Origin of the sequence: Parapusillimonas granuli, from assembly GCF_013416525.1 — a bacterium.
Classification (GTDB): domain Bacteria; phylum Pseudomonadota; class Gammaproteobacteria; order Burkholderiales; family Burkholderiaceae_B; genus Parapusillimonas; species Parapusillimonas granuli.
The window spans coordinates 219,492-243,784 of sequence record NZ_JACCEM010000009.1; the positions used below are offsets into that span (position 1 = coordinate 219,492).

Here is a 24,293-nt window from a genome sequence, read left to right on the forward strand (position 1 = left end):
TCATGCTGCGTCGAGGAGACATGCTCTCTACCAACCGGTTGAGTGAAGCGACTTTGCAAACAATCCGCGTTGCTGGATTGGAACGGCAAGCGTGTACTCAGGCGATGGCGGCATCCTGCTTTGCGGGGTTGGCCAACGCCACGAACATTGCAAATGAGCCCAAGTTCTCTGCCTTAGCAGAACTCTGGCTGCAACGTGCCATGTTAGTTCCTTCTGTAGGAGTTGGAGCTAAAGAGAAGCAGACTATCACTCCGTGGATCGAAGTGGTGCGCTACGCTTGGGCCTACCTCTTTTTCACTGAACGTTCGCCCGGAGAAAGGGCGTTTGAAGGTCGCCAGACTCAAGTTCGTGATTGGTATAACTACGCCGCGCAGCAGGCAGTGACGACGCTTTTTTCCACTCATGATCTGAATCGTCAGGCTGGTGACCGCAAGCCTATACTACACCTCAATAACTGGACTATACGCGTTGAGATACCGCCGCGACTGGGCGTTCTAAATTTGCCGCACGAACTGTTGCCGGCATCGTCCCTCGTCTTCCATGGGTTGCGCAGCACCAATCGACGTGATGGGTTCGGAGCAGAGTTGGTGGCAGTGATGAACGAAGATCGGTATAGATCTTCGCTTCGTTCTGGGCAGGAGATGGCTGGACAGCATTTGCAGCCACTTCCAGCTTGGAGCTCAATGTCGTCGCCGAATGTAACGGTAGTATTTCGGTTCGACGTAGCGAGTTTGGACGAACTGCTGAACGTGCGCGAACTCATCATTACGGTACATGATCCGCTCGTGGAACACGATTTTATTGTGCATCAGCAGCGTGTGCCGTTAGCGGGTAATTTCACGGCTGGTTACGGATTTTGGCTGGCACGATCCGAGTTTAGCCGGAAATCTTTACGTGGCTTGATGGGCCGTGATCAGGGCATCCAAGCCCCTCATTTATATCTAATGCAGCCGTTTGATCCAGGTCGGCGCATCATTGTCATGCTGCATGGCCTTGCCAGTAGTCCTGAGGCTTGGGTCAATGTTGCCAATGAGCTTTTGGCCGATGTTGAATTGTTGCGCGAATTTCAGATATGGCAAGTTTACTACCCAACCAACATGCCGATAGTTGCAAATCATGCAACTATCCGCCGCCTGCTAACCGACGCCCTGCAGCATTTCGACTGTCGAGAACAGAGTTCACCTTCACATGGGTTGGTGCTGATCGGTCATAGTATGGGTGGCATCATCGCGCGTTTGATGGTGTCTGCTGCCGATGAAGAATTGTGGCCGTGGGCTGCATCCGATGCCAGAATTGATTTGGATCGCTTCGGTAGTGACCGTTCGCAGTTTGACCCATACCTTCGCTTTGATCCATTTCCGGGGGTGGAGCGTGTGATATTCATTGCGACACCCCATCGCGGAACGGCAGTTGCCGGGCGTGGATTTGCACGTTGGGTGTCTGGATTAATCCGCCTTCCTCTGACGATATTTGAAAGTCTGGGTGATTCCTTTCAGGCGTATGCAGGAACAGGCATAAACGGGCTCGAAGGGCTCTTGGAGAGCATTCCTAACAGTATTGATCAGCTTGACGAAAGCGACCCGTTCATCAAAATTGCAGGCGAGCTTCCGATCTCGGATAACGTATCTTATCACTCCATCATTGCCAAGCGATATGGCGAGGGGGCTCTTGCTGATTCGGATGATGGTCTGGTTCCCTATAGAAGTGCTCACCTGTCAGGAGCAGAGTCAGAAAAGATCATCATTTCTGGACATAGTGTGCAGGAAACTGCCGAGGCAATCATGGAAATTAGAAGAATTTTGCGTGATGATATTACTAAGTACCACGAGCCAATCGCGGACAAGAAGGGTCGGTCGGAAGACGAGCGGTCGGCTTGTTGAATGATTTTTTGGCTGATCAATAAGAGGGGCTACAAAGCGCGTTCCTGTCCTTGGAAATGGGCACGCCACCAACGCCGGCGATAACGCACACCACGCAAGCGCAGGATAAGCGGCCGTTCGTCAATGTGTGTTCGGCGCACGCTTACGATGTACCGGTGCGCTAATGCCTTGTTTCGAAGTATGAAGGCAATCCTCAGCGGCTAGAGGTGCAGTATTCGGCCCACTGTTCCAGTAATCGGCGATGGGTGTTCAGGTCCGGTTCGACGAAAGACATGCCGAGCACACGGGCAATATCTTCGTCTGAAACTCCCTGCAATTCCGCCCATCGCTTGAACGAAGGGCGTACGTCATAGATTCGAGCCTCGCCAAAACCGACCGCAGCAAGTTCTCTGTTCAGATGGGGCAGGGGGAGCGGGCCGCCGTTTTGCTTCTGAAAAAGAGGGGTTTCTGAGCGACCAAGCGGTCCACGTACTACCCACTGTGCCGGAAGAACCAGTGGAATCGAGTGACGACCCTTATGTTTGCGGCGGCCTTTGCCCAACGTCCAAAGCTTGTAATCACCACTGATTTCCGCCGGAGGCAGTTCGACTACCTCACCCGGTCGGCACACAGTCAAAATGATAAAACGCAAGCACCTGGATTCTATGGTCTTACGACGATGTAGGGTTTGATATAGATGGGGGACGTCGAGGATCTTCCGCGTCATCGCCAATCTGCTGACTTGCGTCGGCAAGGGGGGGCACTGTTGGGTAGTCGACAGCGGCTGTGACATTGTCGGTTTCATGGATGCTTTCTCCAATTGTTGTGTGCGGAGCCGCTGAGGTCTAAGCCGTAGCCGCTTCCTCTCCCGCCTGGATGGCTTCCAAAAGTTTGTCCATCCCTGCCGATTGCATAAGCGGCAACAACTTGGCAAGGTGCTGACTTGTTGCAGCCCAATCGGATTGATATTGAGGGGATATGCTAGATACGTCGGTTGGGGTATTCAGTTGCGAGGGGTGACGCCATGTCTCGGGATGGCCGAGCAGGTTGACAAGGTAGCTGCCGAGCGCGTCGAAAGCTAACTTTCGCTCTGGAATCCGTTGCTGCTTTTGATACGTGTAGATCAGCCCACTGCTACCTTCATCTCGCTGTGGCATTCGGTGGTTCAGGCACAGTTCGATGATGTCCTTTGGCACGCCGAGTTCCCCCATCAAGGTAGCGCCGGTTCGGCGCAGATCGTGCATAGTCCACTTCCCCTCGGGCATGACTAGGCAACCGGCGTCCCGGATTTTTGCGTCAGGCTTTTGACGCAACGAGATTTGATGGGAAAAGGAGTTGTATTTGGCATGGGGAGCGCCACGCAGGCCCGGGATGAGGTACTCGGTTTCGCGATACGGAAGATCTCGTAATACGCAGAACCAGTGATAGGCGAAATCGGAGAGGTGGATCAGGTGTTCCCTTTTGGACTTGGTTCGCTCCGGTGCGAGGCGCCAAGTGCGTTCGGTCCAGTCAATCTCGTACTCAGTGCAGGCCGCGATTTCCCCAGCTCGGCACAATGTAGACAGGGAAATCCATATTGCAGCCTTGCAGGCATTGGTCATGAAAATAGGTGGAACCAGTCGGTCACGAAGCAACACGATCTCGGGTGGATACAGAACACGGCTTCCGACGACATCAACCACTTCGATATCTCTTTTGCGCAGTGTGCGGATCGGATTCCTGGTTATCCAATCTCGGTCTTCGGCATAGTTCAGCATCTGTACCATATCGATGAGGACAGTTCCTGCTTGCGCAGGCGTACCAGCTGTACGGATGGTGTCGAAGCGTGCCACTAGCTTTGGTCTTGTGAGGGTGCGAAGACTGTCGTTGCCCATGTGCGCCAGCACGTGTTTCTTGAGCCTTAACCTGCATACGTGTACGCCATGGGCATTGCGTCGGTTTACGAGGGATTCCTCAATCCACTGTTCGACGGCTTGGACGAGCGTCTTGGGTATTTTTTGGTCGGTGGAGCGTGGGTCGATGCCTTCTAGGAGCAGTCGGCGACACTTCTCTGCTTCCTCGCGTGCAGAGGCCAATGTTCGCTTCGGATAGCTGCCGAGTGATTTCTTGTCCGCCTTACCGGACAAGTTTGTGTACCGGAAGATCCAGGCTCGAAACCCTGCTGGTTGGGTGCGGGAACCGGGGCGAATCCTTAGATAAAGTCCATCGCCGTCTGTGAGGAAGTATTCTTTCGCGCGGGGTTTTGCAGACGCGATTTTGCGATCGGTTAGCTGATTCCTGGCCATGTTCAGTACCCTTCCAAAGGTCGATTTTTGGGAGTGTCAGGGTACAAATCCGGGTACAAGTTGGCGTGCGCTTCAATGAAATGGGGTGAGACGCATTGAGAACATAACCCATTGATTTGTAAAGAAGTTTAGTTCATTTTGAACTTTAATGAAACCCCCTGAGTAGCCTAAGGATAGAGCCACAGAGAATACGCCATGGGCTGGGGCTGGCTGCCCGGGCCGCTGCCCAGCACGCTGGACCAGCCCCACGTCGACGATCCGCCCGACGACTTCTCTTCCCAGGACTTCTGGCGCTGGGTGAAAGAAGCCACCACCTGGGATATCGCCTCGGGCCGCGACAACCCGCTGGCGAACTCCCGGGCCAATGCCGCGCGCCAGCGCTGGGAGGGCGGCGGGCTGCCCGCCTTCTATGACACCCGGGCGGAGCGGTCGGGCGTTCCCCTGGGGTTCGCCGTCACCTTGCGGCACCCGGGCCCGGGCGATCTGGCCGTCACCACGCGCAGCGCCGCGGAAACCTTCTTCCAGCGGCCCGTGCCCCGGCCGGACGGCCTCGCGGAAACCGACAATCTGTTCCACCCCTATTGGCAAGCGCGATTGGCGCCCCATCCTTTGCACAAGCGGGGCGCGCCATGAACCACGCACGCACATTCCAGGCCGGGCAAGCCATGGCGGAAGGGCTGCTCGTGCTGTCGGGCCTGGCGGCGTTATGGATGGCGGTTTCCTGGCTTTATCGCGTGCAGGACATCGCGCTTTCCGCCCAACACGCCTCCTCTTACCTGGCGTTCGCCGCCACCCGGCGCGACGGCGAGCTCGGCCGGCTGCATGAACGCTTCTTCACCGGCCCCGAACATCGATGGAACGATCGCAGCGGCCGTCCCATGCTGGCGGACATCGACACGCAGATCGGCTCGCGGGTGTTCCGTTCCGAACCCTTGCCGCCGTTCGCCCAGCCCGGCGCGGCCACCGCCTTCGCCGCCTTGCGCCAAGACTGGCGGCTGGAAGACCTGGGCGTGCTGCATGCCGGCTTGGCCGTCACGCCCGGCGCCGCGCACTGGGGCGCGCCCGGGCACGCGTCCGGCGCCGCCTGGTCGCCCATGCTGCGGCGCCACACCGCGATCCTCACCGGCGCCGGCCACGCCGGCGACGACCAGCAGACACAGCATGTGCTGGTCCAGTCCGGCATGGCCTGGCGCCACGGCGCCGACGTGTCCTATGGCCTGTCCGAACGCATACGCGCCGCCATGGGGCCCGTGGACTCCGGCTGGGGCAGGAGCCTGCCGGCCCGGGAATGGGGTTCCGCCTGGGCGGGGCTGGCGCCCGCCACCCATTTACGACCCGCCAAGGAATGACCATGAACAATCGCTCATTGCGCGTGCCGCTTTCCATGCCCGCCGGGGCCGCCGCCGGCCGGCGCGTCCTCGGCGCCTGTCTGTTGTCCCTGGGCTGCGGCTGGCCCATCCATGCCGAGGCGCGCGCGTCTTTCGCGGCCTTTTCCGAATTCGCCGCGCCGGGCCTGCTCTGGACCTCCAGCCAGTCCATGCTGCTGTCCGGCGTGCCCCTGCGCGTCCGGGCGTTCAGCTACCAGGGAGAGCCGCTGCGGCTGGCGCAGCTGTATGCCGCCAAGCCGGCTTATTTCCAGCGCATCCTGGTTGCGGGTGGCGGGGTCGTCCTGTCGGGCCTGCGCAACGGCGAGCATTGGCTGGCCGAATTGCACCCCGCCGCCACCGGAACATCCGGGCGGCTTTCCGTGATGCGCGTGGCGCGGGGCCAACCGCCCGATCCCGGGCGCCCGCGCCCCGTCTTCCGGTGGCTGCCGCCGCAGGCGCGGCCCTTGTTCAGCCTGCAAGACCGTCCCGATGCGCCGCCGGGCAAGGCGGGCGCCGCGGGCCAGCACGTGTTCAGCGTGGCCATGTCCGTCACGGACCTCACCGCATATCTGCGCCGCCGGCTGCGTTCCGACGGCTGGGTCGAAGAACCCGCCTACGCCGCCGTGGCCGGCCATTCCGCGTGGCGCCGAAGCTCGTCCCGGCTGGCGCTGTCCTCGCTGCCGGAAGCGGAAGGCGAGTCGTCCTTGTATGTCCATCACATTGACTAAGCAAACGGAGTCCGCATGCGCCTGCCCGCCCTCAATCGTTCGACGCTGATGCTGGGCCTCGCCCTGGTCGCCGGCTTGTGCGCCGCCTGGGCGGCGCGCCAGCACCTGCATGGGCGCGAGCTCGAGCTCGAAGCCCGGGCCCGGATCCAAACCGTAGAAAGAGTGGTGGCCGCCCACGATCTGCCGCCGGGCACGCGCATCGGGCCCGAGCATCTGGCCGTCCGGTCCTTTCCCGCCGTGCTGGCCTCCAGCGACAGCCTGCCGCCCGAGCGGCATGGCGAACTGGCCGGCACCGTGCTGAGGATGCCGCTGCGGGCGGGCGACGCGGTCCTGCCGGCCCATACCGCGCAGCAGGCCCAGGATTCCTTCTCCAGCCATCTGGTGTCGGGCCGGCGGGCGATCACCATGCCGGTGGACGCCATCAATTCCGTGTCCGGCCTGCTGCAGCCGGGCGATCTCATCGACTTGTACGTGTCGTTCGAATACCAGCGCCGCCGCATCACGGCGCCCTTGCTGCAAGGCGTGCTGGTGCTGGCCACCGGCACCACGACCCAGCACGGGCGCATGTCCGGCGACCAGGACACGCAGGCGTACGCAACGGTCACGCTGGATGCGGCGCCCGAGGACGCGGTGAAGCTGGTGGCCGCCCGGCAGAGCGGCACGCTCACCGCAGTGCTCCGGCATCCGCAGGACGACGCCTCCAATCAGGCGGCGGTCCGGGGGGACCTCGCCGGCCTGCTCGGGGTGAATCGGCCCGCGCCGCCGGCAAGCGCCAAGGCGCCCGTCATATACGGCAACAGCGCATCGGCCGGCATTCCGCGCCTGCGCCCGGCGGCGGCCACCGGCGCCCAGCCCAGCGGCCTGTTCGAACTGCCCGGCGTGCCGGAACTCGTCAGCGCTTGGCTGTGGGCCGCGTCCACGGACCCGGCCGGCGCCCAGGCGCCAGGCCCGTATGCCTTTCCGGCCCAGGCCGGCGTCCAGGAGCAATGAGCCATGCGCGAGGTGGGAGTCATCCGTCTGCTGGCCGCCGGCCTGTTCGCCTGCGCCGGAATCGCCGGGGCGCAGGCGCGCGAAACCGGCTTGCTGGCGCTGCAGGTCGGCGAAGTCAAAGTCCTGGCCGTTCCGGACGTCGCGCGGGTCGCCGTCGGCGACGGCCAGGTGATCAACGCGGTCACGACGGACGAAAAGGAAGTCATCGTCTTCGCCCGGCGCGAGGGCGCCACCGCGCTGCAGATCTGGGGCCTGGACGGTCAACGCCGCCGCTACCAGGTCGAAGTCGCCCCCGAAGGCGCGAAGCAGATACAGCGCGAGCTGCGCGGTCTGCTGGAGCGCATACCCGGGGCCGCCGTCACTACGCTGGGCGACAAGCTGGTGGTGGAGGGCGATGATCTGTCGGACGAGGACCGCGAGCGCGTCTCCGGCCTTGCCAAGCGTTATCCGCAACTGCTCGATTTCACCGGGCGGGTCGGCTGGGACCGCATGGTGCTGCTCGACGTCCAGGTCGTCGAAGTGCCCCGTTCGCAGCTGCTGGAGCTGGGGCTGCGCTGGGATACGCTCAGCGAAGGGGGCTTGAACGCGGGGCTGGCCTGGGACGGCGGCAGCAAGCGCCTGGCGGATCGCCCCGGGTCCACCGCCGTGCCCATCGCGTTCCCGGCCACGGTGGCGGCGGGCTATTTCGGCGTCAACGCCTTTCTGTCCGCCAGAATCAACGCCCTGGCGCAGACAGGCTCGGCCGTCGTGCTGGCGCAGCCGCAGCTGCTTGCCCGCAGCGGCGCCACGGCCGAATTTCTCGCCGGCGGGGAAGTTCCCTATTCAACGGTCGATGCGAACGGCAACACCAATACCGCTTTCAAGCCTTACGGCGTGTCCTTGCGCATCACCCCGCGGGTCGAGCGCAACGGCGCGGTGCGGTCCCAGATAGACGTGGAAGTCAGCTCCGTCGACAACTCACTGGCGCTGGCGGCCGGTCCCTCGCTCAAGACCCGCCGCGCCGCCACCGAATTCAACGTCCGGTCGGGCCAGACGCTGGTCCTGGCCGGCTTCCTGTCCCGCGACGATTCCCGGAATTTCGACAAGATTCCAGGGCTGGGCGACATCCCCGTCCTGGGGCAGCTGTTCAAGTCCCGGCGTTTCCAGCGCAATGAAACCGAGCTCGCCATCTTCGTCACGCCCGTCCTGGTCGACGCCGACCATCCGGGCATTCTGCGGCGGGTGGAAAACAGCCGCTCGGTGCTTGCCGGCAGCTTTCCGGAAACGCCCGTTCTCAATACGCCCTTGCCGTCGGCCGCGCGGCTGCCCGCGCCCGTCCCGGACCCCGCCGGCGGGCCGGCGCCCGCCTGGCAGGACCAGGGCTCGCAATGGGCCGGCGAACCGCCACCCGGCGCCGCCGTGGAACACGGCATTCGCGGCGGCGCGAATCTGCATGATTTTCAGGAGTCTCGCCATGATGGACGTTGAGCTGTGTTTCGAGGACGGTGCCAACGAGCAGCGCCGGCTCGCCTTGCCGGCCGAGGTCGGCCGCGCGCCCGAGGCCCATCTGCAGCTGAAGGGCTGGCGGGTGGCGCGCCGGCATGCGCGCTTCGAGCGCCGCGCCGCGGCGGTGTTCCTGGAGGATTTCGGCTCGCTGACGGGTACGCTGGTCAATGGCCAGCGCATCGCCCAGTATGGTCCGCTGGCGGTGGGCGACCAGATCGTCATCGGTCCCTGCCTGATCCGGATATGCGGCCTGCCCGCGGGCGGCGGCCCCGCCGCGGCGGATGCCCGGCCGTCGACGCATGCCGGAGAGCCGGGCGACGCCATCGATTCAAGCCTCGCTGCCCTTGGGCCGGGCACGGCCGCGCCGGGCGACGCGCGGCAAGCCGCCGCGATGCTCCAGCATCGCAAGCGCCTGCACGCCGCTCTGCTCGACGCCCTGGACCTGCGCAGGCGCGACGTATCCAGCATGAGCGACGCGGCCCTGCGCGAAGAGGCGATGGCGGCGTTGGGCGCCCTGATCGCGCAGGACGACACGCTTCCTCCCGGCGTGGATCGCGGGCGCCTGCTGGCCGACGTGGTGGACGAGGCGGTGGCCCTCGGCCCGCTCGAGCCCTTGCTGGCCGACCCGGCCATCACCGAGATCATGGTGAGCCGCCATGACGAAATATTCGTGGAATCGAACGGCCGGCTGGCCCGCCACCACAGCGGCTTCAGCAGCGAACAGGCGGTGCTCGGGGTGGTCGAGCGCATCGTCTCGCCGCTGGGCCGGCGCATAGACGAAAGCTCGCCGATGGTGGACGCGCGCCTGGCCGACGGTTCGCGGGTCAACGCGGTGATTGCGCCCATCGCCCTGCGCGGCACCTGCGTGACCATCCGGAAGTTCCCGGCGAACCGGCTCGGCATGGACGACCTGCTGCGGATGGACGCCTTGAGCGAGGCCATGGCGACTTTCCTGTCGCACTGCGTGCGGCTGCGCAAGAACGTGATCGTGTCGGGCGGCACCGGCTCGGGAAAGACCACCTTGCTGAACATTCTGTCCAACTGCATTCCGGAAGGCGAGCGGATCATCACCATCGAAGACGCGGCCGAGCTTCAACTGCGCCATTCGCATCTGGTGGCCATGGAGTCGCGTCCGGCCAACCTGGAGGGCAGGGGCCGCATCGACGTCCGGGACCTGGTGCGCAATGCCTTGCGCATGCGGCCGGACAGAATCGTCATCGGCGAATGCCGCGGCGGCGAAGCCTTCGACATGCTGGCGGCGATGAACACCGGCCATGAGGGGTCGCTGACCACGCTGCACGCCAACAGCCCGCGCGACGCGCTCGCGCGGCTCGAAACCATGATCCTGATGGCGGGCATGGAGCTGCCTCTCGCCGCCGTGCGCGAACACATCGCGGGCAGCATCGATTTCATCGTCCAGCAGGCCAGGCTTGGCGACGGGCGGCGGAAAATCACCGCCATCGTCGAAGTCACCGGCCTGGAAAGCGGCCGCATCCAGACCCAGGAGCTCTTCCGTTATATGCGCGGGCCCCGGGAAGGCTACACGGGCTGCGGGGTGCTGCCCGAATCCTTCACCGACGACGCCGGTCGTCCGCTGCTGCCGGCGGCCTTGTTCAGCCAAGGGGGGCAGGCATGATCCACGTCGCGGTCGCCGCCGCGCTGCTCGCCGCGGGCATCGTCAGCTGGTATGCGCTCAAGTCCTTCGCCCTGGGCTATGGGCGATACCGGCAAGCCTTCCAGAAGCAGGCGGTCGACCGCCTGAGCGAATTCTTCCTGTTCCTGGATCCCGCCCAATTGTGGGTCGCCAACCTGCTGGCGTGCGCGAGCGTCGCGGCCCTGGGGCTGGCCTTCTCCGGGCGGCTGTGGCTGGCCGGGCTGTGCGGCGGCCTCGCCCTGGCCGTTCCGCAATGGGGCATACGCCATTTGAAGCGGCGGCGCGCCGCCTCGTTCGAGGCGCAGCTGCCGGACCTGCTGATGGCGCTGGCGGGCGCCTTGCGGGCGGGCTCGGGCATGCAGTCGGCGCTGCAGCAGATCGTGGCGCACGCGCCCGCTCCGCTGGCGCAGGAATTCGGCCTGCTGCTGAGGGAACAGCGCATGGGCATATCCTTCGAGGAAGCGCTGGCCAATCTCTACCGGCGCATGCCCACCGAAGGCGCCGGACTGGCCGTTTCCGCGCTGACGGTGGCGGCGCACAGCGGCGGCAGTCTGGCGGAAACCCTGGAACGGATTTCCGCCACGCTGCGCGCGCGGCTGCAGCTGCTCGCCCGAGTCGCGGCGCTGACTTCCCAGGGAAGGCTGCAGGCCTGGGTCATGGCGATGCTGCCCATTGCCCTGGCCGCGGTGCTGAACCACCTGGATCCGGATTCCATGCGCGTGCTGTGGGAACAGCCGATAGGCTGGAGCGTGCTGGCGGCCGTCGCAGTCCTGGAACTCACCGGCATTCTGTTCATTCGGCGCATCGTCGCCATCAAGGTCTGAGGGGGGCGCATGTACTTCTGGCTCAGTTGCGCGACGGCGGGGCTGTCCCTGTGCCTGCTGGCATGGATCTTCATGCGTCCGGTGGCGGTCTACCGCAAAGGGCGCCATGCTTTCGGCAGGGCCAGCTTGCTGGGGCTGGTCTGGCCCTGGGTGGCGGTGCTCGCGGCCGGCTGCAATCCCTTCATTTCCTGGCGGGTCCGGCGGCTGCTCGAACGCCGCATCGTGCTCGCCGGGCTCGATCCCGGCTGGAGAGCGGAAGACGTCGTCGGCCTGCAGTGCTTTTGCGCGGCGGCGTGCGCCGCGTCGGCGGCGGCGCTGCCGCAGCTTCTTCTGGAAGGGCCATGGCGCCACGGCCTGCCGGCGGGCCTTCTGGCGGGGCTGCTGGGCGCCGCCTGGCCCTGGCGCCGGCTAGCGGCGCTGGGCGTACGCCGCCAGGAACACATGCTACGGGAACTGCCCTTCCTGCTCGACGTCACCACATTGTGCGTCGAAGCCGGCCTCAACTTGCACGGCGCCCTGCAGCAGGCGGCCCGGCACGGGCCCGAAGGGCCGCTGCGCGGCGAACTGCGGCACGCCTTGTCCGACATGCGGGCGGGCATGCCGCGCACGGAAGCCCTGGCGGCCCTGGCCGAAAGAACCGGGCTGCCGGCCATGCGCGGCCTGGTGACGGCCTTGAACCAGGCGGACCAGATGGGCATGAGCCTGGGGCCGCTGTTGCGCGCGCAGTCCGACCAGCGCCGCGGCGAGCGCTTCTTGAAGGCCGAGAAGCTGGCCCTCGAGGCGCCGGTGAAAATGCTTTTTCCCATGGTGTTCTGCATATTTCCCTGCACCTTCCTGATTCTGGCTTTTCCCGTCGCGCTCAAGCTCGCCGAAGCGGGGTTCTGAATGGAGGCGCTGCGGCTGCTGCATGCAACCCGCTTCGGCGCGCGGCTGCTGGGCTTGCATGCGCTGGCCCGCCTGCCGGCGGACACGGGGCTGTGCATCGCGCCCTGCGCGGGCGTGCATACTTTTTTCCTGGCCTACGCCATCGACGTCGTCTTCTTCGATCACCGGCAGCGCGTCCTGAAGACCATCCACGGCCTCGCGCCCTTCAGGCTGGCGCGCTGCCGCGGCGCGGCCTTCGCGGTGGAGCTTCCGGCAGGCTATTGCGCGGCCAACCCCGCCTACGCCCGGGCGATACGCGCGGCCTTGGCCGAGGATCAGGAAGCGGAATCGGGCCGGCTCATCGGGTAATTGACGCCGAACACACTGACGTAGGCGGGATAGAAGCTGCAGTACAGCACGGCGGCGATCACGATGTTCACCGGCGTCAGCAGGATCTGGACCACGCCGGCGGACGCGCCCGCCGAGGCGAGAAAGCCGCCCACCATTTGCGCGGCGAAGAAAATGGCGGCCCAGCTTGCGCCGTAGGCCAGGAAGGGCCACTTGTTGCGCCAGCACGCCACCATGGAAAAGAACAGGGCCTGCGACATCTTGATGCCATGCCAGCCGATCAGGGCGGGCGCATGCCAGAACAGCGCCGAAATCAACAGATACAGCAAGCCGAAGGTGATGAACGGGCCGCGCATGGCGAGCAGCAGGGCGTGTTCGTTGATGATGCCGTTGTCGTCGATGGCGCTCATGAGGCTGCCCAGGAAGGGCAGGGTGGCCAGGAAACCGCCCGCCAGGCAGAACAGCAGATAGGCCAGTCCCAGCGCCAGCAGGCGTTTCCGGGTTTCCAGCGCCTTCAGCGGCTGGAGCCACATGGTCAGCAGCATGGGGCGGCCTTGCGCAATATTGCGGCAGGCGCTGAGGGTGACGAAAGTCAGCATGGGCGTACAGGCGATCAGCGCGATCTGCCCCAGCAGCGGGATCATGTAGCTGACGGTGATCAGCAGCCCCGTCGCCATGCTCCAGAAAAACATCGCCATCGGCTGGCGCCGGAACAGCTTGAACCCGTCCTGTATCCAGGCCCAGCCCGCGGTAATGGGAAGAATGGCGGCTTGCATGCGTCGTGCGTCCTAAAGGCGATGGGCCGTGGCGGTCTTGCGCCGTTCGCGCAGTATACGTTCGAAATGGCGCGGATCGTGGGGCTTGAGGGTCTGGGCCGGCCGGGGCAGGAAAAAATCATACAGGCGCGATACCCAGAAGCGCAGCGCGGCGGCCTGCAGCATCATCGGCCAGGCTTCGCGTTCGGCGTCGGTGAAAGGCCGGACCTGGGCGTAGGCGTCGAGCCAGGCGCGCAGCTTGTCGTCTTCCAGAACGCCCGTGTTCCTTTCTATGCACCAGTCGTTCACGCTGACGGCCACATCGAAGATCCAGGTGTCGCAGCCCGCGAAGTAGAAATCGATGATGCCGCCCATGCGGGGCATCTCGAAGGTGCCGTCGAACAGGACGTTGTCGCGGAACAGGTCGCAATGGGCGGGCCCGAAAGGCAGGGCCTGGTACGTGGCGCCGGCCGCGAATTCGGTTTGCTCGCGCAATACGTCCTGGATGAGCCGCGCCTGAGCGTCGTTCAGGAAGGGAAGGACTTTGGGCACGGTCTGCTGCCACCAGCCCAGGCCGCGCAAATTGGGCTGCGCCAGCGAAAAATCCCGCCCGGCCAGATGCGCCTGGGCCAGCGTGCGCCCGGCGAGCGCGCAGTGAAGTGCGCTGGGCGCGGGTTCGTAGCCGCCCGACAGGCGGCTGACGATGGCGCAAGGCTTGCCGTGCATCGTGGTCAGCCGCGAACCGCTGCACAGCGTTTGCGGGCGCGGCACCGGGATGCCCTTCTGGGCAAGGTGGTACATGAGCTCGATGTAGAACGGCAGCTGCTCGTAGGTCAGGACTTCGAACAGGGTCAGGACGTACTCGCCTTGCGTGGTCGTGAGAAAATAATTGGTGTTTTCGATACCGGCCGTGATGCCGCGCAGGGAAACCAGTTCGCCTAATGAGTATCGTGTTAACAGCTCGCGCGCATCATCGTCGCTGACAGGGGTGAAAACGGCCATGGGGTTGCAAACTCTGCCTCGTTGATATCGAAACCGAAGATTTTAGTCCAGGTTGGCGGGGCCGTGCGCCCGGCCGGGCCAAAATGGCCGACAATATCGGCTGCGCATTACTCTTTGCAGTTTTTTCAATGACTCACCGCTTTCCCGACTCGGCCGCAGCCGCCTGGCGCCTTTGCGTGGCGCCCATGATAGATGTCACCGACAGGCACTGCAGATACTTCCATCGCCTGCTGGCGCCTCAGGCCCGCCTGTACACCGAAATGATCACGACCGGCGCTTTGATGCACGGCGACGTCGCCCGCCATCTGGATTTCGACCCGGCGGAAAAGCCGCTGGCGCTGCAGCTGGGCGGCAGCGAACCGGAAGCGCTGGCGGCCTCCGCCAGGCTGGGCAGGCGGTGGGGCTACGATGAAATCAATCTGAACTGCGGCTGTCCGTCCGAGCGCGTGCAAAAGGGCGCGTTCGGCGCCTGCCTGATGGCCGAGCCGGCGCTGGTGGCCGATTGCGTCAAGGCGATGCAGGACGCGGTCGACATACCGGTCACCGTCAAGCATCGCCTTGGCCTGGATTACGATGACTCCTATGGTTTCGTGCGCGATTTCGTGGGCACGCTCCACGAGGCCGGCTGCCGGGTATTCATCGTCCACGCCCGGAACGCGGTGCTGAAGGGCCTGTCGCCCAAGGACAACCGGGAGATTCCGCCGCTGCGTTATGACGCGGCGCTGCGCTTGAAGGCGGATTTCCCCGACGCGGCCATCGTGCTGAACGGCGGCATAGCCGATGCCGCGCAGGCGCTGCGGCTGGCGCGGCAGTTCGACGGGGTCATGCTGGGCCGCGCGGCATGGCACACTCCGGGCGTTCTGTCGGACATCGCCCGCGGGATGGACCCCGCCGTGAGGCTGCCCGAGCCGGCGCAGGTCGTGCAGTCGATGGTGCGTTACGCGGCCCGGGAAGTGGCCAAAGGCGTGCCTTTGCGCATGATCGCGCGGGCGATGCTGGGCTGGATGAGCGGGCGCAAGGGTGCGCGGCAGTGGCGCCGCAGTTTGTCCGACCCCAAGCTGTTGAATCAGAATGACGCGGGGCTGCTGGAGAGGGCGTGGGCGGAACTGGTGTCCAGAGAGGGGCCGACGGGCCCCGAAAGCCTTCCGGGCGCCCCCTTCAGCACCTGACAGGCCTTACACTCCTTCGGCCGTATCCGTCGGCCAGTCCCGGATATACGCCTTGAGCATGTTGTTCTCGAACTGCTGCGCCGCCACGATGGCCTGCGCCATATCGTAGAACGACACCACGCCCATCAGCGTCGGCCCGTCCATCACCGGTATGTAGCGCGCATGCTTTTCGAGCATCAGCCTTTGCACCTCTTCGAAACCCGTGTTGGGCGAAACACTGACCGGAGCGTCGTCCATGATGCTGCGCACCGTGTTGTTCCCCGTGTTTCCATGATTGGCATGCAGATGGCGGATGATCTCGCGGAAAGTCAGCATGCCGACCAGCTCGCCGTGTTCCATGATGACCAGAGACCCGATGTCTTGTTCGCTCATGGTTTCGAGCGCCCGAAGTATGGGCATATCGGGCGTGCCCGTGTACAGCGTGTGCCCTTTCACGCGTAGAATTTCGCTAACTTTCAACATCGTCGTCCTCCTGCGTGCCCGCCCTGGGCACATGAACCGTATTTTGCCCTATGCCGCGGGCTTCGGGTAGTAGGCCGGGCGTTTCGAACAGGGTTTCGAGCCGTACCGCCTGATTATCGAAGGCCATCGAGACCGCGCGCAGTATCTCGGGGCGGCCGGCCAGCCCCGGCTGGCCGCGGTCCAGCAGCAGCGCGTCGATCAGCGGCCCCAGGGTGGCTTCGCGCTGGTCGCAGGACAGCACCCATTGGTCCGCGCCGTCGCCTTCGGCATTCACCACATAGCCCAGGTCCTTCAGCGAATTCAGCACCTGGCTCATTTCCAGTTCGTGCAGGCGCAGGTGGGCGCACAGAAAGCGCATGCTGCGCCCCGGGGGCCGGCCTTGCTGCGCCGTCCAGAGCGTTTGCAGCACCCGCAAGGCGTCGACGAAGACGCCGCCGGTGTGGTGCTCGAGCGCCCAGCGCCGCTGCCGCAGGGCGGGCAGGGTGGCGGCCACGGTGGCGCCCACCAGGATCGCCAGCCAGGACAGATATAGCCAGAGCAGGAAGATGGGCAGCGTGGCGAACGCGCCGTATATCACGGTGTAGGACGGAAAGCGCGCAAGATAGTAGGCGAAGCCCCAGCGCATGAGTTCCAGCACGACGGCGGTGCCGAAGCCGCCCACGGCGGCGTCGCGCCACAGCACGCGCCGGTTGGGCACGCCGACGAACAGGGCGGTGAAGCCCAGGCCGGTGGCGGCCAGAGGCACGAAGGACAGCAAATAGCCCAGCGCCGTGGGCAGGTCGCCGATATGGCCCAGGGATTCGCGCGCCAGTACCGTCATGGCCCACAGGCTGGCGCCGATAAGGATGGGCCCGAGCGAGATGATGGCCCAGTAGACCAGGATTCTTTGCCCGATCGGGCGCTGGCGCTCGACCTGCCAGATGCTGTTGAAGGCTTCGTCTATGGTCATGAAGAGCATGACGGACGTGACGATGAGGAACAGGCTGCCCACGGCCGTCAGGCCCGACGCCTTGGCGGCGAACTGGTTCAGGTAGAACATGACGTTCTCCGACACCGAGGGCGGCAGCAGGCTGGTGCTCAGGAAGTTCTCAAGCGCGAGCCGGAAATCGGCGAACAGCGGAAAGGCGGTGAAGAGGGACAGGACCACCGCCAGCAAAGGCACGATGCCCAGCACCGTGGTGAACGTCAGGCTGGAGGCGACCTGCGTCAGGTTCTTTTCGCCGGTGCGCCGCAGGGCGAATTGCGCGATCTTCAGCGCGTTGGACAGGCCGGACGCCGGCGTGTTTCCCGGGTCCAGCCGTGGTTCTTCGGCGGGGCCGTCGGGCTCGGCGGACCCCGGATCGCGCGGATCCGCTGCGGTGCGATTCTTGCTGGCTTGCGTTGTCACGATACGAAACCTTTTCTTGCGGGGCGAAGATCGGGTGCGCGGCCTTTTTCCCGCGCCGGCGGGGCCGATGCAGCGCAGACGTCTTTCGAGGGATAATACCAGCATGAGCACACAAGCAAATCCAGTCCTGCGCCATGGCGCGTCCGTCTCCCTGATCGCTCTCATCGTCCTGTGCCTGGCATGGGAGCTCAAGATCGCCCCCTTGAAACCGGGCGGTTCCCTGCTGGCGCTCAAGGCGGCGCCGCTGCTCTTCCCCTTGCGGGGGGTGCTGAAGGGCAATCTGTATACGCTGCAATGGGCGGCCATGCTGATCCTGATCTACTTCATGGAAGGCGTGGTGCGCGCATGGTCCGATCCATCCCCCGCGTCGGCCTCCATGGCCGGGCTTGAAATCGCCTTGTCGCTGGCGTTCTACCTCTGCGCCATTTTCTACGTCAGGCCCGCCAAGCGCCAGGCCCGCCTGGCGGCCGCCGCCAAAAAAATGCCGAAGGCCGCCCCATGATCAAATCCTTATCCGGCCTCGAAGTCGCCAATTCCTTCTCCGAACTTCCGCCGCGCTTCTATACCCGGCTCGAGCCGCAGCCCTTGAACCAGCCCAGGCTGCTGCACGCCAATCCCGACGTCGCCGCGCTGCTGGGCATGTCCAGCAGCGTTTTCCAGGATCCCCTGTTCCTGGACGTCTTTTCCGGCAAGCAGCCGCTGCCGGGCGGCAAGACGCTGGCGGCGGTCTACAGCGGCCATCAATTCGGCGTCTGGGCGGGGCAATTGGGCGATGGCCGGGCCCACTTGCTGGGGGAAGTCGTGGCGCCGTCGGGCAATTGGGAGCTGCAATTGAAGGGCTCGGGCCGCACCCCGTATTCCCGCATGGGGGACGGCCGCGCCGTGCTGCGTTCGTCCGTGCGCGAATACCTGGCGGGCGAAGCCATGGCGGGCCTGGGCATTCCCACGACCCGCGCGCTGGCCCTGGTGGTTTCCGACGACCCGGTCTACCGCGAAACGGTGGAGACGGCCGCCATCGTGACGCGCGTCTCGCCCAGCTTCGTTCGCTTCGGTTCCTTCGAGCACTGGTCGCAGTCGCCGGCGGAACTGCAAGCCTTGTTCGACTACGTGGTCGACCGCCACTTTCCGGCATGCCGCGCCGGCGTCCACGGCCCGGACGCGCTGAACGAGACCGTGGCCCGTTTCCTGCGCGAAGTGGTGGCGCGCACGGCGCGCCTGATCGCGGACTGGCAGACGGCCGGCTTCTGCCACGGGGTGATGAACACCGACAACATGTCCATACTGGGCCTGACCCTGGACTACGGTCCCTACGGCTTCATGGACGCCTTCCAGGCCAATCATGTCTGCAACCACAGCGACACCCAGGGCCGGTACGCCTGGAACGCGCAGCCGGCCGTGGCCCACTGGAACCTGTATCGGCTGGCGGGGGCCCTGCTGGGCCTGGGCGTGCCGCAAGACCTTTTGAAAGCGCAGCTGGAGCACTACGAAGCCGAGTTCCTTCAAGCCTATCGCGGCAACCTCATGCGCAAATTCGGGCTGCTCGCCTGGGAAGAGGGCGACGACGAGCTGGCCGACCAATGGTGGCGGCTGCTGCACACGCAAAAGGCGGATTTCACGCTCAGCTTCAGGTCGCTGGCGCGGGCGCCCGAAGAGCCCGACACCTTCCTCTCGCGCTTTGCGGATCCCGATGCCGCCCGGACCTGGCTGGAGCGTTATGCGAAAAGGCTGGAACAGGACGAGCGGGACCCGGACCAGCGCGCAGCGCAGATGCTGGCCTGCAATCCGCTCTACGTGCTGCGCAACCATCTGGCCGAAGAAGCCATACGGGCGGCCGCGCGGGACGACGCCGGCGAGATCGGCCGGCTGCTGGAAGCCTTGCGCGATCCCTGCACCGAGAAGCCGGGGTTCGAGGCCTATGCCGCCGAAGCGCCCGAGTGGGCGGAGCGTCTTCAGGTCAGCTGTTCTTCCTGATGCCGGCGCCCGGCTTCTTCACAATCTTTTTATAGAATCACGGATTCAATCAAGGTAAAAAGCGAAAACCATGTCCGGCAATACACTAGGCAAACTCTTCTGCGTCACGAATTTCGGCGAATCGCACGGCCCCGCCATCGGCGCGGTCGTGGACGGCTGCCCTCCCGGCCTGCCGCTCGGGGCCGACGACATCCAGCGCGAACTCGATCGGCGCCGGCCCGGCACGTCCAGGCACGTGACGCAGCGGCAGGAAGCCGACCAGGTCGAGATCCTTTCCGGCGTGTACGAAGGCAAGACCACGGGCACGCCCATCGCCCTGCTCATCCGGAACACCGACGCCCGCAGCAAGGACTACAGCAATATCGCCGACACCTTTCGCCCCGGGCATGCCGACTACACGTATTGGCGCAAATATGCCGAGCGCGATCCGCGTGGCGGCGGGCGCTCTTCGGCGCGGCTGACGGCGCCCACCGTGGCGGCGGGCGCCATTGCCAAGAAGTGGCTGGAACAGGCGTACGGCGTCAGGATTCGCGGCTACATGAGCCAGCTGGGGCCTGTGGAAATTCCCTTCGTTTCCTGGGACGAAGTCGGCAACAATCCGTTCTACGCACCCAATGCGCAGATCGTTCCCGAACTCGAAGCCTATATGGACCAGTTGCGGCGGGACGGCGACTCCATCGGGGCGCGCATCGAAGTGGTGGCCGAAAACGCGCCCGCCGGCTGGGGCGAGCCCTTGTACGATCGCCTGGACGCCGATATCGCCCACGCCATGATGGGCCTGAACGCCGTCAAGGGCGTGTCCATCGGCGCGGGGTTCGACAGCATCGCGCAGCGCGGCTCCGAGCACGGCGACGAGCTCACCCCCGAAGGCTTCCTGAGCAATCACGCGGGCGGCGTGCTCGGCGGCATTTCGTCCGGCCAGCCCATTGCCGTCACGCTGGCGATCAAGCCCACTTCCAGCATACGCATCGAGCGCCGGTCCATCGACCGCGCCGGGAACCCCGTGCAGGTCCAGACACTGGGGCGGCACGATCCTTGCGTGGGCATACGCGCCACCCCGATCGCCGAAGCGCTTCTGGCCATCGTGCTGATGGACCATGCGCTGCGCCACCGCGCCCAGTGCGGAAAATAATACCCGTCATGAAAGGAGTTCCACTGCCATGAAAATGAAGACATCGATGACACGCCGCTACGCGGCCTGCGCGCTGGCCGCCGTCACCGCGCTCGGCGGTTGCGCCGCCGTCCAGACGACGGGGTCGGGTTCGGTGGGCGTGGAGCGCAAGCAATACATGTCGGGCATGGTGTCGGAAGCCGCCTTGCAGCAGGAGGCGGCCCAGCAATATTCCAGCCTGATCAACCAGGCCCGGGCCCAGGGGGCGCTGGACGTCAACGCCGCCCAGACGGCCAGGGTCAGGACCATCGCCAACAAGCTCATCCAGCAGGTGGGCGCTTTCAGGCCGGACGCCCGCAACTGGAACTGGGAAGTGCACGTGCTCAATTCCAAGGAAGTCAACGCCTGGTGCATGCCGGGCGGGAAAATGGCCGTGTACGCCGGCCTCATCGACCGCATCAAGCCGACCGACGCGGAACTCGCGGCCGTGATCGGCCACGAGATGGCCCACGCCCTGCGCGAACACGCCCGCGAGCAAGTGTCCCAGCAAATGGTGACCAACGTCGGCCTTTCCGTGCTTTCCGCCGTGACCGGCGTGGGGGCGACGGCCGACCTGGGCAGCGCCCTGACCAACGTCATGTTCACCCTGCCGAACAGCCGCACCCACGAAACCGAGGCCGACCGCATCGGCGTGGAACTGGCGGCGCGCGCCGGCTACGACCCTCGGGCCGCGGTGACCCTGTGGCAGAAAATGGGCGCGCTCGGCGGCAGTTCCGCGCCGCCGGAATTCCTGTCCACCCACCCCTCGGCCGCCAGCCGCAGCGCGGACCTCACCGAGGCGGCCGAACGCGTCATGCCGCTGTATCAGGCCGCCGGCGGCAGGTAGAGCCGCGCCGTCCGGCCCGCGGGCGCCCGCGCGAGGCGCCGCGACCGCGCGTTCAGCGCGCCAGAACCTGGGCCTGCCGGTTGCGGATCCGGTACCAATTGATGCCCACGGCGGCGATCAGCAGCAGCCCCAGGTAGCCGAGCAGCGGATACACGGTGCCCACCAGCTTGGTGAATCCGGCCTGGCCCAGAATCAGGGCGATCCCGCAGCTCAGTATGCTGAATCCGCGGAAGCGCCGGGTTTCCGGCCGGGTGAAGCGAGCGCTGAAGGCGAAGAACATGCCCACCGCCGTGCTGTAGACCATGCAGGTGATCGACAGGGTCATCAGGATGCCGACCACGGGAGACAGGCGGGTGGCCAGCGCGAGCGTGGGAAGCTCGGCGCCCTGGAGCTGGTTCAGGTTGTAGAGCAGGGCGATGTTGATCAGCAGGATCAGGATGCCGAGCCCGATGCCGCCCAGCACGCCGCCCAGCGACGTGCTCCTGATGTCCGTGCTGCGGCCCGAGATCACGGCCAGCATGGGAAAACCCACGGCGATGTTGAAGGACGCATACAGCATCGCGGCGATGGACCAGTGCGGGGCGACGGTTTCCTGCCGCAGGCTGAGGGCCAGCAGTTCATCCGTGCTCGCATTCACGGTGAAAAGCGAATACACGGTGATGATGACCACCATGCCCATCAGGATGGGCGTGGCCGCGCTCACCAGGTCGATGATGCGCTTGACGTTCAGGCACAGCGTCAGGATGACGAGGGCGGCCATGAAGGCGCCGCCGGCGATGGGCGCCAGCCCGAATTGCTGCTGGAACAGCGAGCCCGTGCCCGCCAGCATGGCGACGCCCACGCCGTACAGGAAGAACGTGAGCAGGATGTCCATGACCGCGCCGGCCTTGGCGCCGAACAGGATGCGCAGCACCTCTTTGTGCGACTCCACCTGGAGCTGGGTGCTCATGCGAGCGATCTGCCTGCCCAGGAAGGCGAACAGCACACCCGCCACAACGGTGCCGGCAATGCCGGCCAGGCCATAGCCGGTGAAGAACTGAAGGATTTCCTGGCCCGAGGCGAAGCCGCCTCCGATGATGACGCCCATATAGGCGAACGCCAACTGTATTGCGTAGCGATTCATGACAAAAACTCGGGATTGTACCCGGTGTGCCGGGCCCTGGCGCCGAATCCATAAGGGTTTACCCCTGGCGCGAAGCCGGCGCGTCCGGCATGCATCCAGCATTCATGCGGCTTCCAGCCTTCCGTTCTAATTTTAGCAACAATATTAATTAAATATTGAAATTGTTAGAAAGCACTGCGCTCTCTAGAATTCTGCACGTCAAAGCTGGGCCGTCCGCACAGCGCGAATCCGGCAGTAAGGAGTCAAATGCTTTCGTACACGCTACGGCGCCTACTCATGACCTTGCCCGTCATGCTGTTCGTCGCCTTATTTGTTTTCGGTCTGCTCGATCTGGCGCCCGGCGATCCGGCGGCGCTGCTGGCGGGGGAAGACGCCACGCAGCAGGACATCGCGCGCATCCGCGACACCCTGGGCCTGGACAAGCCCTTCCTGCTTCGCTTCGGCGAATGGCTCTGGGCCATCGCGCACGGCGACCTGGGCACTTCGCTGTTCACCGGGCTGCCCGTCAGCGCCATGATCGCCCAGCGCCTGGCGCCGACGGTCACGCTCATGATCATGACCCTGATCGTTTCCGTGGTCGTCGCCATTCCCTTCGGCGCGCTCGCCGCCTGGATGCACAACCGCTGGCACGACCGCGGCATCATGGTGCTGGCCGTGCTGAGTTTTTCCGTTCCGTCCTTCGTCGTCGGCTACCTCCTGGCCTGGACGCTGGGCCTGCAGCTGCGCTGGTTCCCCGTGCAGGGCTATGTGCCGTTTTCCCAGGGCGTCGGGGCGTCGCTGCACAGCCTGGTGCTGCCGGCCCTGGCGTTGGGCAGCGTGTACATCGCCCTGATCACCCGCATCACCCGCGCGACGCTGCTCGAGACGCTCTCGCAGGACTATGTGCGCACCGCCCGGGCCAAAGGCGTGAGCAACCGCAGCATCCTTTTCCTGCACGCCCTCAAGAACGCCGCCGTGCCCATCGTCACCATCATCGCCAGCGGCGTGGCGCTGCTGATCAGCGGAACGGTGGTCACCGAGACCGTGTTCGCCATTCCCGGCCTGGGCCGCCTGACCGTGGACGCCATCCTGCGCCGCGACTATCCCATCATCCAAGGGGTCATCCTGCTGTTCAGCTTTTCCTACGTGCTGATCAATCTTGCGGCCGACCTGCTGTACCGCGTCTTCGACCCGAGGATCCATTACTGATGAACCGAACCATGCATTTTCTTCGCCGGTATCCCACCGTGGCGTTCGGGGGCCTGCTGGTCCTGGGCCTGGTCCTGATGGCCGTGCTGGCGCCCTGGCTGGGCACCACCGACCCCACCGCGCTGTCGCCCATACACCGCACCCGCTCGCCCAGCGCCCAGTTCTGGTTCGGCACCGATCTGCTGGGCCGCGACGTCTATTCCCGGGTCGTCTACGGGGCGCGCGTGTCCCTGATCGTCGGTTTCTCGGTGGCCTTCCTGGCGACCGTCATCGGCGTGGCCATCGGCCTGATCTCCGGCTTCGTGCGCTGGATAGACGCCATCGTCATGCGGATCATGGACGGCTTCATGTCCATTCCCACCATATTGCTGGCGATCGCGCTCATCGCCTTGACCAAGGGCTCCATGCAGAACGTCATCATCGCCATCACGATCGCCGAGATCCCGCGCGTCGTCCGCCTGGTGCGCGGACTGGTGCTCACGCTGCGCGAGCAGCCGTACATCGAGGCCGCGATCGCGGCCGGGGCGAGCCGGGGCCGCATCGTGCTGCGCCACATCTTCCCCAACACCATCGCCGCCCTGACGGTGCAGGCCACCTACATCTGTGGCGTCGCCATCCTGGCGGAAGCCAGCCTGTCCTTCATCGGCGCGGGCGTGCCGCCCGCCACGCCGTCATGGGGCAACATCATGGCCGAGGGCAGGGCGCTGTGGCAGATCAAGCCGCATCTGATCGCTTTTCCGGCGATCTTCCTGTCGATCGCCATCCTGGGCATCAACATGCTCGGCGACGGCTTGCGCGACGCCATCGACCCGCGCATGGCCAAGAGGATCTGACC

At 65.0% G+C, this 24,293-nt stretch carries 24 protein-coding genes; 17 read left to right on the plus strand and 7 right to left on the minus strand.

Annotated features, from left to right (window positions below; all coding sequences use genetic code 11):
* Window positions 1-20 precede the first annotated feature (20 nt).
* On the plus strand, window positions 21-1,880 hold the full coding sequence (locus H0A72_RS17295; protein WP_246436823.1) for an esterase/lipase family protein: 1,860 nt from the start codon (window positions 21-23) through the stop codon (window positions 1,878-1,880).
* Window positions 1,881-2,073: 193 nt separating this feature from the next.
* Here the strand turns inward: H0A72_RS17295 and H0A72_RS17300 are convergent, their stop codons facing one another.
* Both H0A72_RS17300 and H0A72_RS17305 read right to left on the minus strand, forming a co-directional pair.
* Window positions 2,074-2,586 carry a site-specific integrase gene (locus H0A72_RS17300; protein ID WP_218953371.1) on the minus strand — a complete coding sequence of 171 codons (513 nt, stop codon included), beginning with the start codon at window positions 2,584-2,586 and terminating at the stop codon, window positions 2,074-2,076.
* 118 nt (window positions 2,587-2,704) lie between these two features.
* A complete protein-coding gene (locus H0A72_RS17305) occupies window positions 2,705-4,144 on the minus strand; it encodes a tyrosine-type recombinase/integrase (RefSeq protein ID WP_180157585.1) in 1,440 nt (479 codons plus the stop codon).
* Window positions 4,145-4,339: 195 nt separating this feature from the next.
* On the opposite strand from H0A72_RS17305, the gene H0A72_RS17310 reads away from it, so the two are divergent.
* Genes H0A72_RS17310 through H0A72_RS17350 form a run of 9 tightly spaced genes read left to right on the plus strand, consistent with a single transcriptional unit; the run spans window position 4,340 to window position 12,425 of the window.
* On the plus strand, window positions 4,340-4,777 hold the full coding sequence (locus H0A72_RS17310) for a hypothetical protein (protein ID WP_180157586.1): 438 nt from the start codon (window positions 4,340-4,342) through the stop codon (window positions 4,775-4,777).
* Complete coding sequence (locus H0A72_RS17315; protein WP_180157587.1) at window positions 4,774-5,493, plus strand: hypothetical protein; 720 nt, start codon at window positions 4,774-4,776, stop codon at window positions 5,491-5,493. Before H0A72_RS17310 ends, H0A72_RS17315 begins: the two co-directional genes overlap by 4 nt.
* A gap of 2 nt (window positions 5,494-5,495) precedes the next feature.
* Window positions 5,496-6,239, plus strand: a complete 744-nt coding sequence (locus H0A72_RS17320) for a hypothetical protein (RefSeq protein ID WP_180157588.1) — start codon at window positions 5,496-5,498, stop codon at window positions 6,237-6,239.
* Between the two features lie 15 nt (window positions 6,240-6,254).
* Entirely contained in the window at window positions 6,255-7,229 is a 975-nt protein-coding gene (gene cpaB, locus H0A72_RS17325) for a Flp pilus assembly protein CpaB (protein WP_180157590.1), read from the plus strand.
* Window positions 7,230-7,232: 3 nt separating this feature from the next.
* Complete coding sequence (locus tag H0A72_RS17330) at window positions 7,233-8,696, plus strand: type II and III secretion system protein family protein (RefSeq protein ID WP_180157591.1); 1,464 nt, start codon at window positions 7,233-7,235, stop codon at window positions 8,694-8,696.
* Window positions 8,683-10,350 carry a TadA family conjugal transfer-associated ATPase gene (locus H0A72_RS17335; protein ID WP_180157593.1) on the plus strand — a complete coding sequence of 556 codons (1,668 nt, stop codon included), beginning with the start codon at window positions 8,683-8,685 and terminating at the stop codon, window positions 10,348-10,350. The genes H0A72_RS17330 and H0A72_RS17335 overlap by 14 nt, the downstream gene beginning before the upstream one ends.
* Window positions 10,347-11,192 (plus strand): type II secretion system F family protein, encoded by an 846-nt coding sequence (locus H0A72_RS17340; protein ID WP_180157595.1) that lies wholly within the window; start codon window positions 10,347-10,349, stop codon window positions 11,190-11,192. Before H0A72_RS17335 ends, H0A72_RS17340 begins: the two co-directional genes overlap by 4 nt.
* A gap of 9 nt (window positions 11,193-11,201) precedes the next feature.
* The gene (locus H0A72_RS17345; RefSeq protein WP_180157597.1) at window positions 11,202-12,077 is read left to right on the plus strand and encodes a type II secretion system F family protein; all 876 of its coding nucleotides are present in this window, start codon (window positions 11,202-11,204) and stop codon (window positions 12,075-12,077) included.
* On the plus strand, window positions 12,078-12,425 hold the full coding sequence (locus H0A72_RS17350; RefSeq protein ID WP_180157599.1) for a DUF192 domain-containing protein: 348 nt from the start codon (window positions 12,078-12,080) through the stop codon (window positions 12,423-12,425).
* On the opposite strand, the gene H0A72_RS17355 is transcribed toward H0A72_RS17350, so the two are convergent.
* Both H0A72_RS17355 and H0A72_RS17360 read right to left on the minus strand, forming a co-directional pair.
* On the minus strand, window positions 12,392-13,180 hold the full coding sequence (locus H0A72_RS17355) for a BPSS1780 family membrane protein (protein ID WP_180157601.1): 789 nt from the start codon (window positions 13,178-13,180) through the stop codon (window positions 12,392-12,394). The two genes, H0A72_RS17350 and H0A72_RS17355, sit on opposite strands and share 34 nt — an antisense overlap.
* A 12-nt stretch (window positions 13,181-13,192) precedes the next feature.
* Entirely contained in the window at window positions 13,193-14,161 is a 969-nt protein-coding gene (locus H0A72_RS17360; protein ID WP_180157603.1) for a homoserine kinase, read from the minus strand.
* 128 nt (window positions 14,162-14,289) lie between these two features.
* Here H0A72_RS17360 and dusA point away from each other — a divergent pair, with 128 nt between their 5' ends.
* Window positions 14,290-15,330, plus strand: a complete 1,041-nt coding sequence (gene dusA / locus H0A72_RS17365; protein ID WP_180157605.1) for a tRNA dihydrouridine(20/20a) synthase DusA — start codon at window positions 14,290-14,292, stop codon at window positions 15,328-15,330.
* Window positions 15,331-15,336: 6 nt separating this feature from the next.
* Here the strand turns inward: dusA and H0A72_RS17370 are convergent, their stop codons facing one another.
* Together H0A72_RS17370 and H0A72_RS17375 are read right to left on the minus strand one after the other, a co-directional pair.
* Window positions 15,337-15,792 (minus strand): CBS domain-containing protein, encoded by a 456-nt coding sequence (locus H0A72_RS17370; RefSeq protein WP_180157613.1) that lies wholly within the window; start codon window positions 15,790-15,792, stop codon window positions 15,337-15,339.
* Window positions 15,779-17,089 (minus strand): YihY family inner membrane protein, encoded by a 1,311-nt coding sequence (locus H0A72_RS17375; protein ID WP_246815006.1) that lies wholly within the window; start codon window positions 17,087-17,089, stop codon window positions 15,779-15,781. The genes H0A72_RS17370 and H0A72_RS17375 overlap by 14 nt, the downstream gene beginning before the upstream one ends.
* A 193-nt stretch (window positions 17,090-17,282) precedes the next feature.
* Between H0A72_RS17375 and H0A72_RS17380 the strand changes: the two genes are divergently transcribed.
* The 4 genes from H0A72_RS17380 to H0A72_RS17395 all read left to right on the plus strand — a co-directional run bounded on the left by H0A72_RS17380 (window position 17,283) and on the right by H0A72_RS17395 (window position 21,147).
* Complete coding sequence (locus H0A72_RS17380) at window positions 17,283-17,681, plus strand: DUF2069 domain-containing protein (protein WP_180157617.1); 399 nt, start codon at window positions 17,283-17,285, stop codon at window positions 17,679-17,681.
* Window positions 17,678-19,150, plus strand: a complete 1,473-nt coding sequence (locus H0A72_RS17385) for a protein adenylyltransferase SelO (protein WP_180157619.1) — start codon at window positions 17,678-17,680, stop codon at window positions 19,148-19,150. The genes H0A72_RS17380 and H0A72_RS17385 overlap by 4 nt, the downstream gene beginning before the upstream one ends.
* Window positions 19,151-19,220: 70 nt before the next feature.
* Complete coding sequence (aroC, locus tag H0A72_RS17390) at window positions 19,221-20,282, plus strand: chorismate synthase (RefSeq protein WP_180157621.1); 1,062 nt, start codon at window positions 19,221-19,223, stop codon at window positions 20,280-20,282.
* 34 nt (window positions 20,283-20,316) lie between these two features.
* A complete protein-coding gene (locus H0A72_RS17395; RefSeq protein WP_180157669.1) occupies window positions 20,317-21,147 on the plus strand; it encodes a M48 family metallopeptidase in 831 nt (276 codons plus the stop codon).
* A 52-nt stretch (window positions 21,148-21,199) separates the two neighbouring features.
* On the opposite strand, the gene H0A72_RS17400 is transcribed toward H0A72_RS17395, so the two are convergent.
* Window positions 21,200-22,270: a YkvI family membrane protein gene (locus tag H0A72_RS17400; protein WP_180157623.1), complete on the minus strand. Its 1,071-nt coding sequence runs from the start codon at window positions 22,268-22,270 to the stop codon at window positions 21,200-21,202.
* A 246-nt stretch (window positions 22,271-22,516) separates the two neighbouring features.
* Between H0A72_RS17400 and H0A72_RS17405 the strand changes: the two genes are divergently transcribed.
* Entirely contained in the window at window positions 22,517-23,458 is a 942-nt protein-coding gene (locus tag H0A72_RS17405; RefSeq protein WP_180157625.1) for an ABC transporter permease, read from the plus strand.
* The gene (locus H0A72_RS17410) at window positions 23,458-24,291 is read left to right on the plus strand and encodes an ABC transporter permease (RefSeq protein ID WP_180157627.1); all 834 of its coding nucleotides are present in this window, start codon (window positions 23,458-23,460) and stop codon (window positions 24,289-24,291) included. Before H0A72_RS17405 ends, H0A72_RS17410 begins: the two co-directional genes overlap by 1 nt.
* Window positions 24,292-24,293: the final 2 nt, after the last annotated feature.

Excerpts from the sequence above, each read along its gene's own strand:
- dusA (WP_180157605.1), top strand. The coding sequence starts at position 14,290 with ATGACTCACCGCTTTCCCGACTCGGCCGCAGCCGCCTGGCGCCTTTGC.
- H0A72_RS17355 (WP_180157601.1), bottom strand. The coding sequence starts at position 13,180 with ATGCAAGCCGCCATTCTTCCCATTACCGCGGGCTGGGCCTGGATACAG.
- H0A72_RS17345 (WP_180157597.1), top strand. The coding sequence starts at position 11,202 with ATGTACTTCTGGCTCAGTTGCGCGACGGCGGGGCTGTCCCTGTGCCTG.
- cpaB (WP_180157590.1), top strand. The coding sequence starts at position 6,255 with ATGCGCCTGCCCGCCCTCAATCGTTCGACGCTGATGCTGGGCCTCGCC.
- H0A72_RS17330 (WP_180157591.1), top strand. The coding sequence starts at position 7,233 with ATGCGCGAGGTGGGAGTCATCCGTCTGCTGGCCGCCGGCCTGTTCGCC.
- H0A72_RS17370 (WP_180157613.1), bottom strand. The coding sequence starts at position 15,792 with ATGTTGAAAGTTAGCGAAATTCTACGCGTGAAAGGGCACACGCTGTAC.
- H0A72_RS17340 (WP_180157595.1), top strand. The coding sequence starts at position 10,347 with ATGATCCACGTCGCGGTCGCCGCCGCGCTGCTCGCCGCGGGCATCGTC.
- H0A72_RS17320 (WP_180157588.1), top strand. The coding sequence starts at position 5,496 with ATGAACAATCGCTCATTGCGCGTGCCGCTTTCCATGCCCGCCGGGGCC.
- H0A72_RS17310 (WP_180157586.1), top strand. The coding sequence starts at position 4,340 with ATGGGCTGGGGCTGGCTGCCCGGGCCGCTGCCCAGCACGCTGGACCAG.
- H0A72_RS17315 (WP_180157587.1), top strand. The coding sequence starts at position 4,774 with ATGAACCACGCACGCACATTCCAGGCCGGGCAAGCCATGGCGGAAGGG.
- H0A72_RS17305 (WP_180157585.1), bottom strand. The coding sequence starts at position 4,144 with ATGGCCAGGAATCAGCTAACCGATCGCAAAATCGCGTCTGCAAAACCC.
- H0A72_RS17295 (WP_246436823.1), top strand. The coding sequence starts at position 21 with ATGCTCTCTACCAACCGGTTGAGTGAAGCGACTTTGCAAACAATCCGC.
- H0A72_RS17300 (WP_218953371.1), bottom strand. The coding sequence starts at position 2,586 with ATGACGCGGAAGATCCTCGACGTCCCCCATCTATATCAAACCCTACAT.
- aroC (WP_180157621.1), top strand. The coding sequence starts at position 19,221 with ATGTCCGGCAATACACTAGGCAAACTCTTCTGCGTCACGAATTTCGGC.
- H0A72_RS17335 (WP_180157593.1), top strand. The coding sequence starts at position 8,683 with ATGATGGACGTTGAGCTGTGTTTCGAGGACGGTGCCAACGAGCAGCGC.
- H0A72_RS17360 (WP_180157603.1), bottom strand. The coding sequence starts at position 14,161 with ATGGCCGTTTTCACCCCTGTCAGCGACGATGATGCGCGCGAGCTGTTA.
- H0A72_RS17385 (WP_180157619.1), top strand. The coding sequence starts at position 17,678 with ATGATCAAATCCTTATCCGGCCTCGAAGTCGCCAATTCCTTCTCCGAA.
- H0A72_RS17400 (WP_180157623.1), bottom strand. The coding sequence starts at position 22,270 with ATGAATCGCTACGCAATACAGTTGGCGTTCGCCTATATGGGCGTCATC.
- H0A72_RS17405 (WP_180157625.1), top strand. The coding sequence starts at position 22,517 with ATGCTTTCGTACACGCTACGGCGCCTACTCATGACCTTGCCCGTCATG.
- H0A72_RS17380 (WP_180157617.1), top strand. The coding sequence starts at position 17,283 with ATGAGCACACAAGCAAATCCAGTCCTGCGCCATGGCGCGTCCGTCTCC.
- H0A72_RS17410 (WP_180157627.1), top strand. The coding sequence starts at position 23,458 with ATGAACCGAACCATGCATTTTCTTCGCCGGTATCCCACCGTGGCGTTC.
- H0A72_RS17350 (WP_180157599.1), top strand. The coding sequence starts at position 12,078 with ATGGAGGCGCTGCGGCTGCTGCATGCAACCCGCTTCGGCGCGCGGCTG.
- H0A72_RS17395 (WP_180157669.1), top strand. The coding sequence starts at position 20,317 with ATGAAGACATCGATGACACGCCGCTACGCGGCCTGCGCGCTGGCCGCC.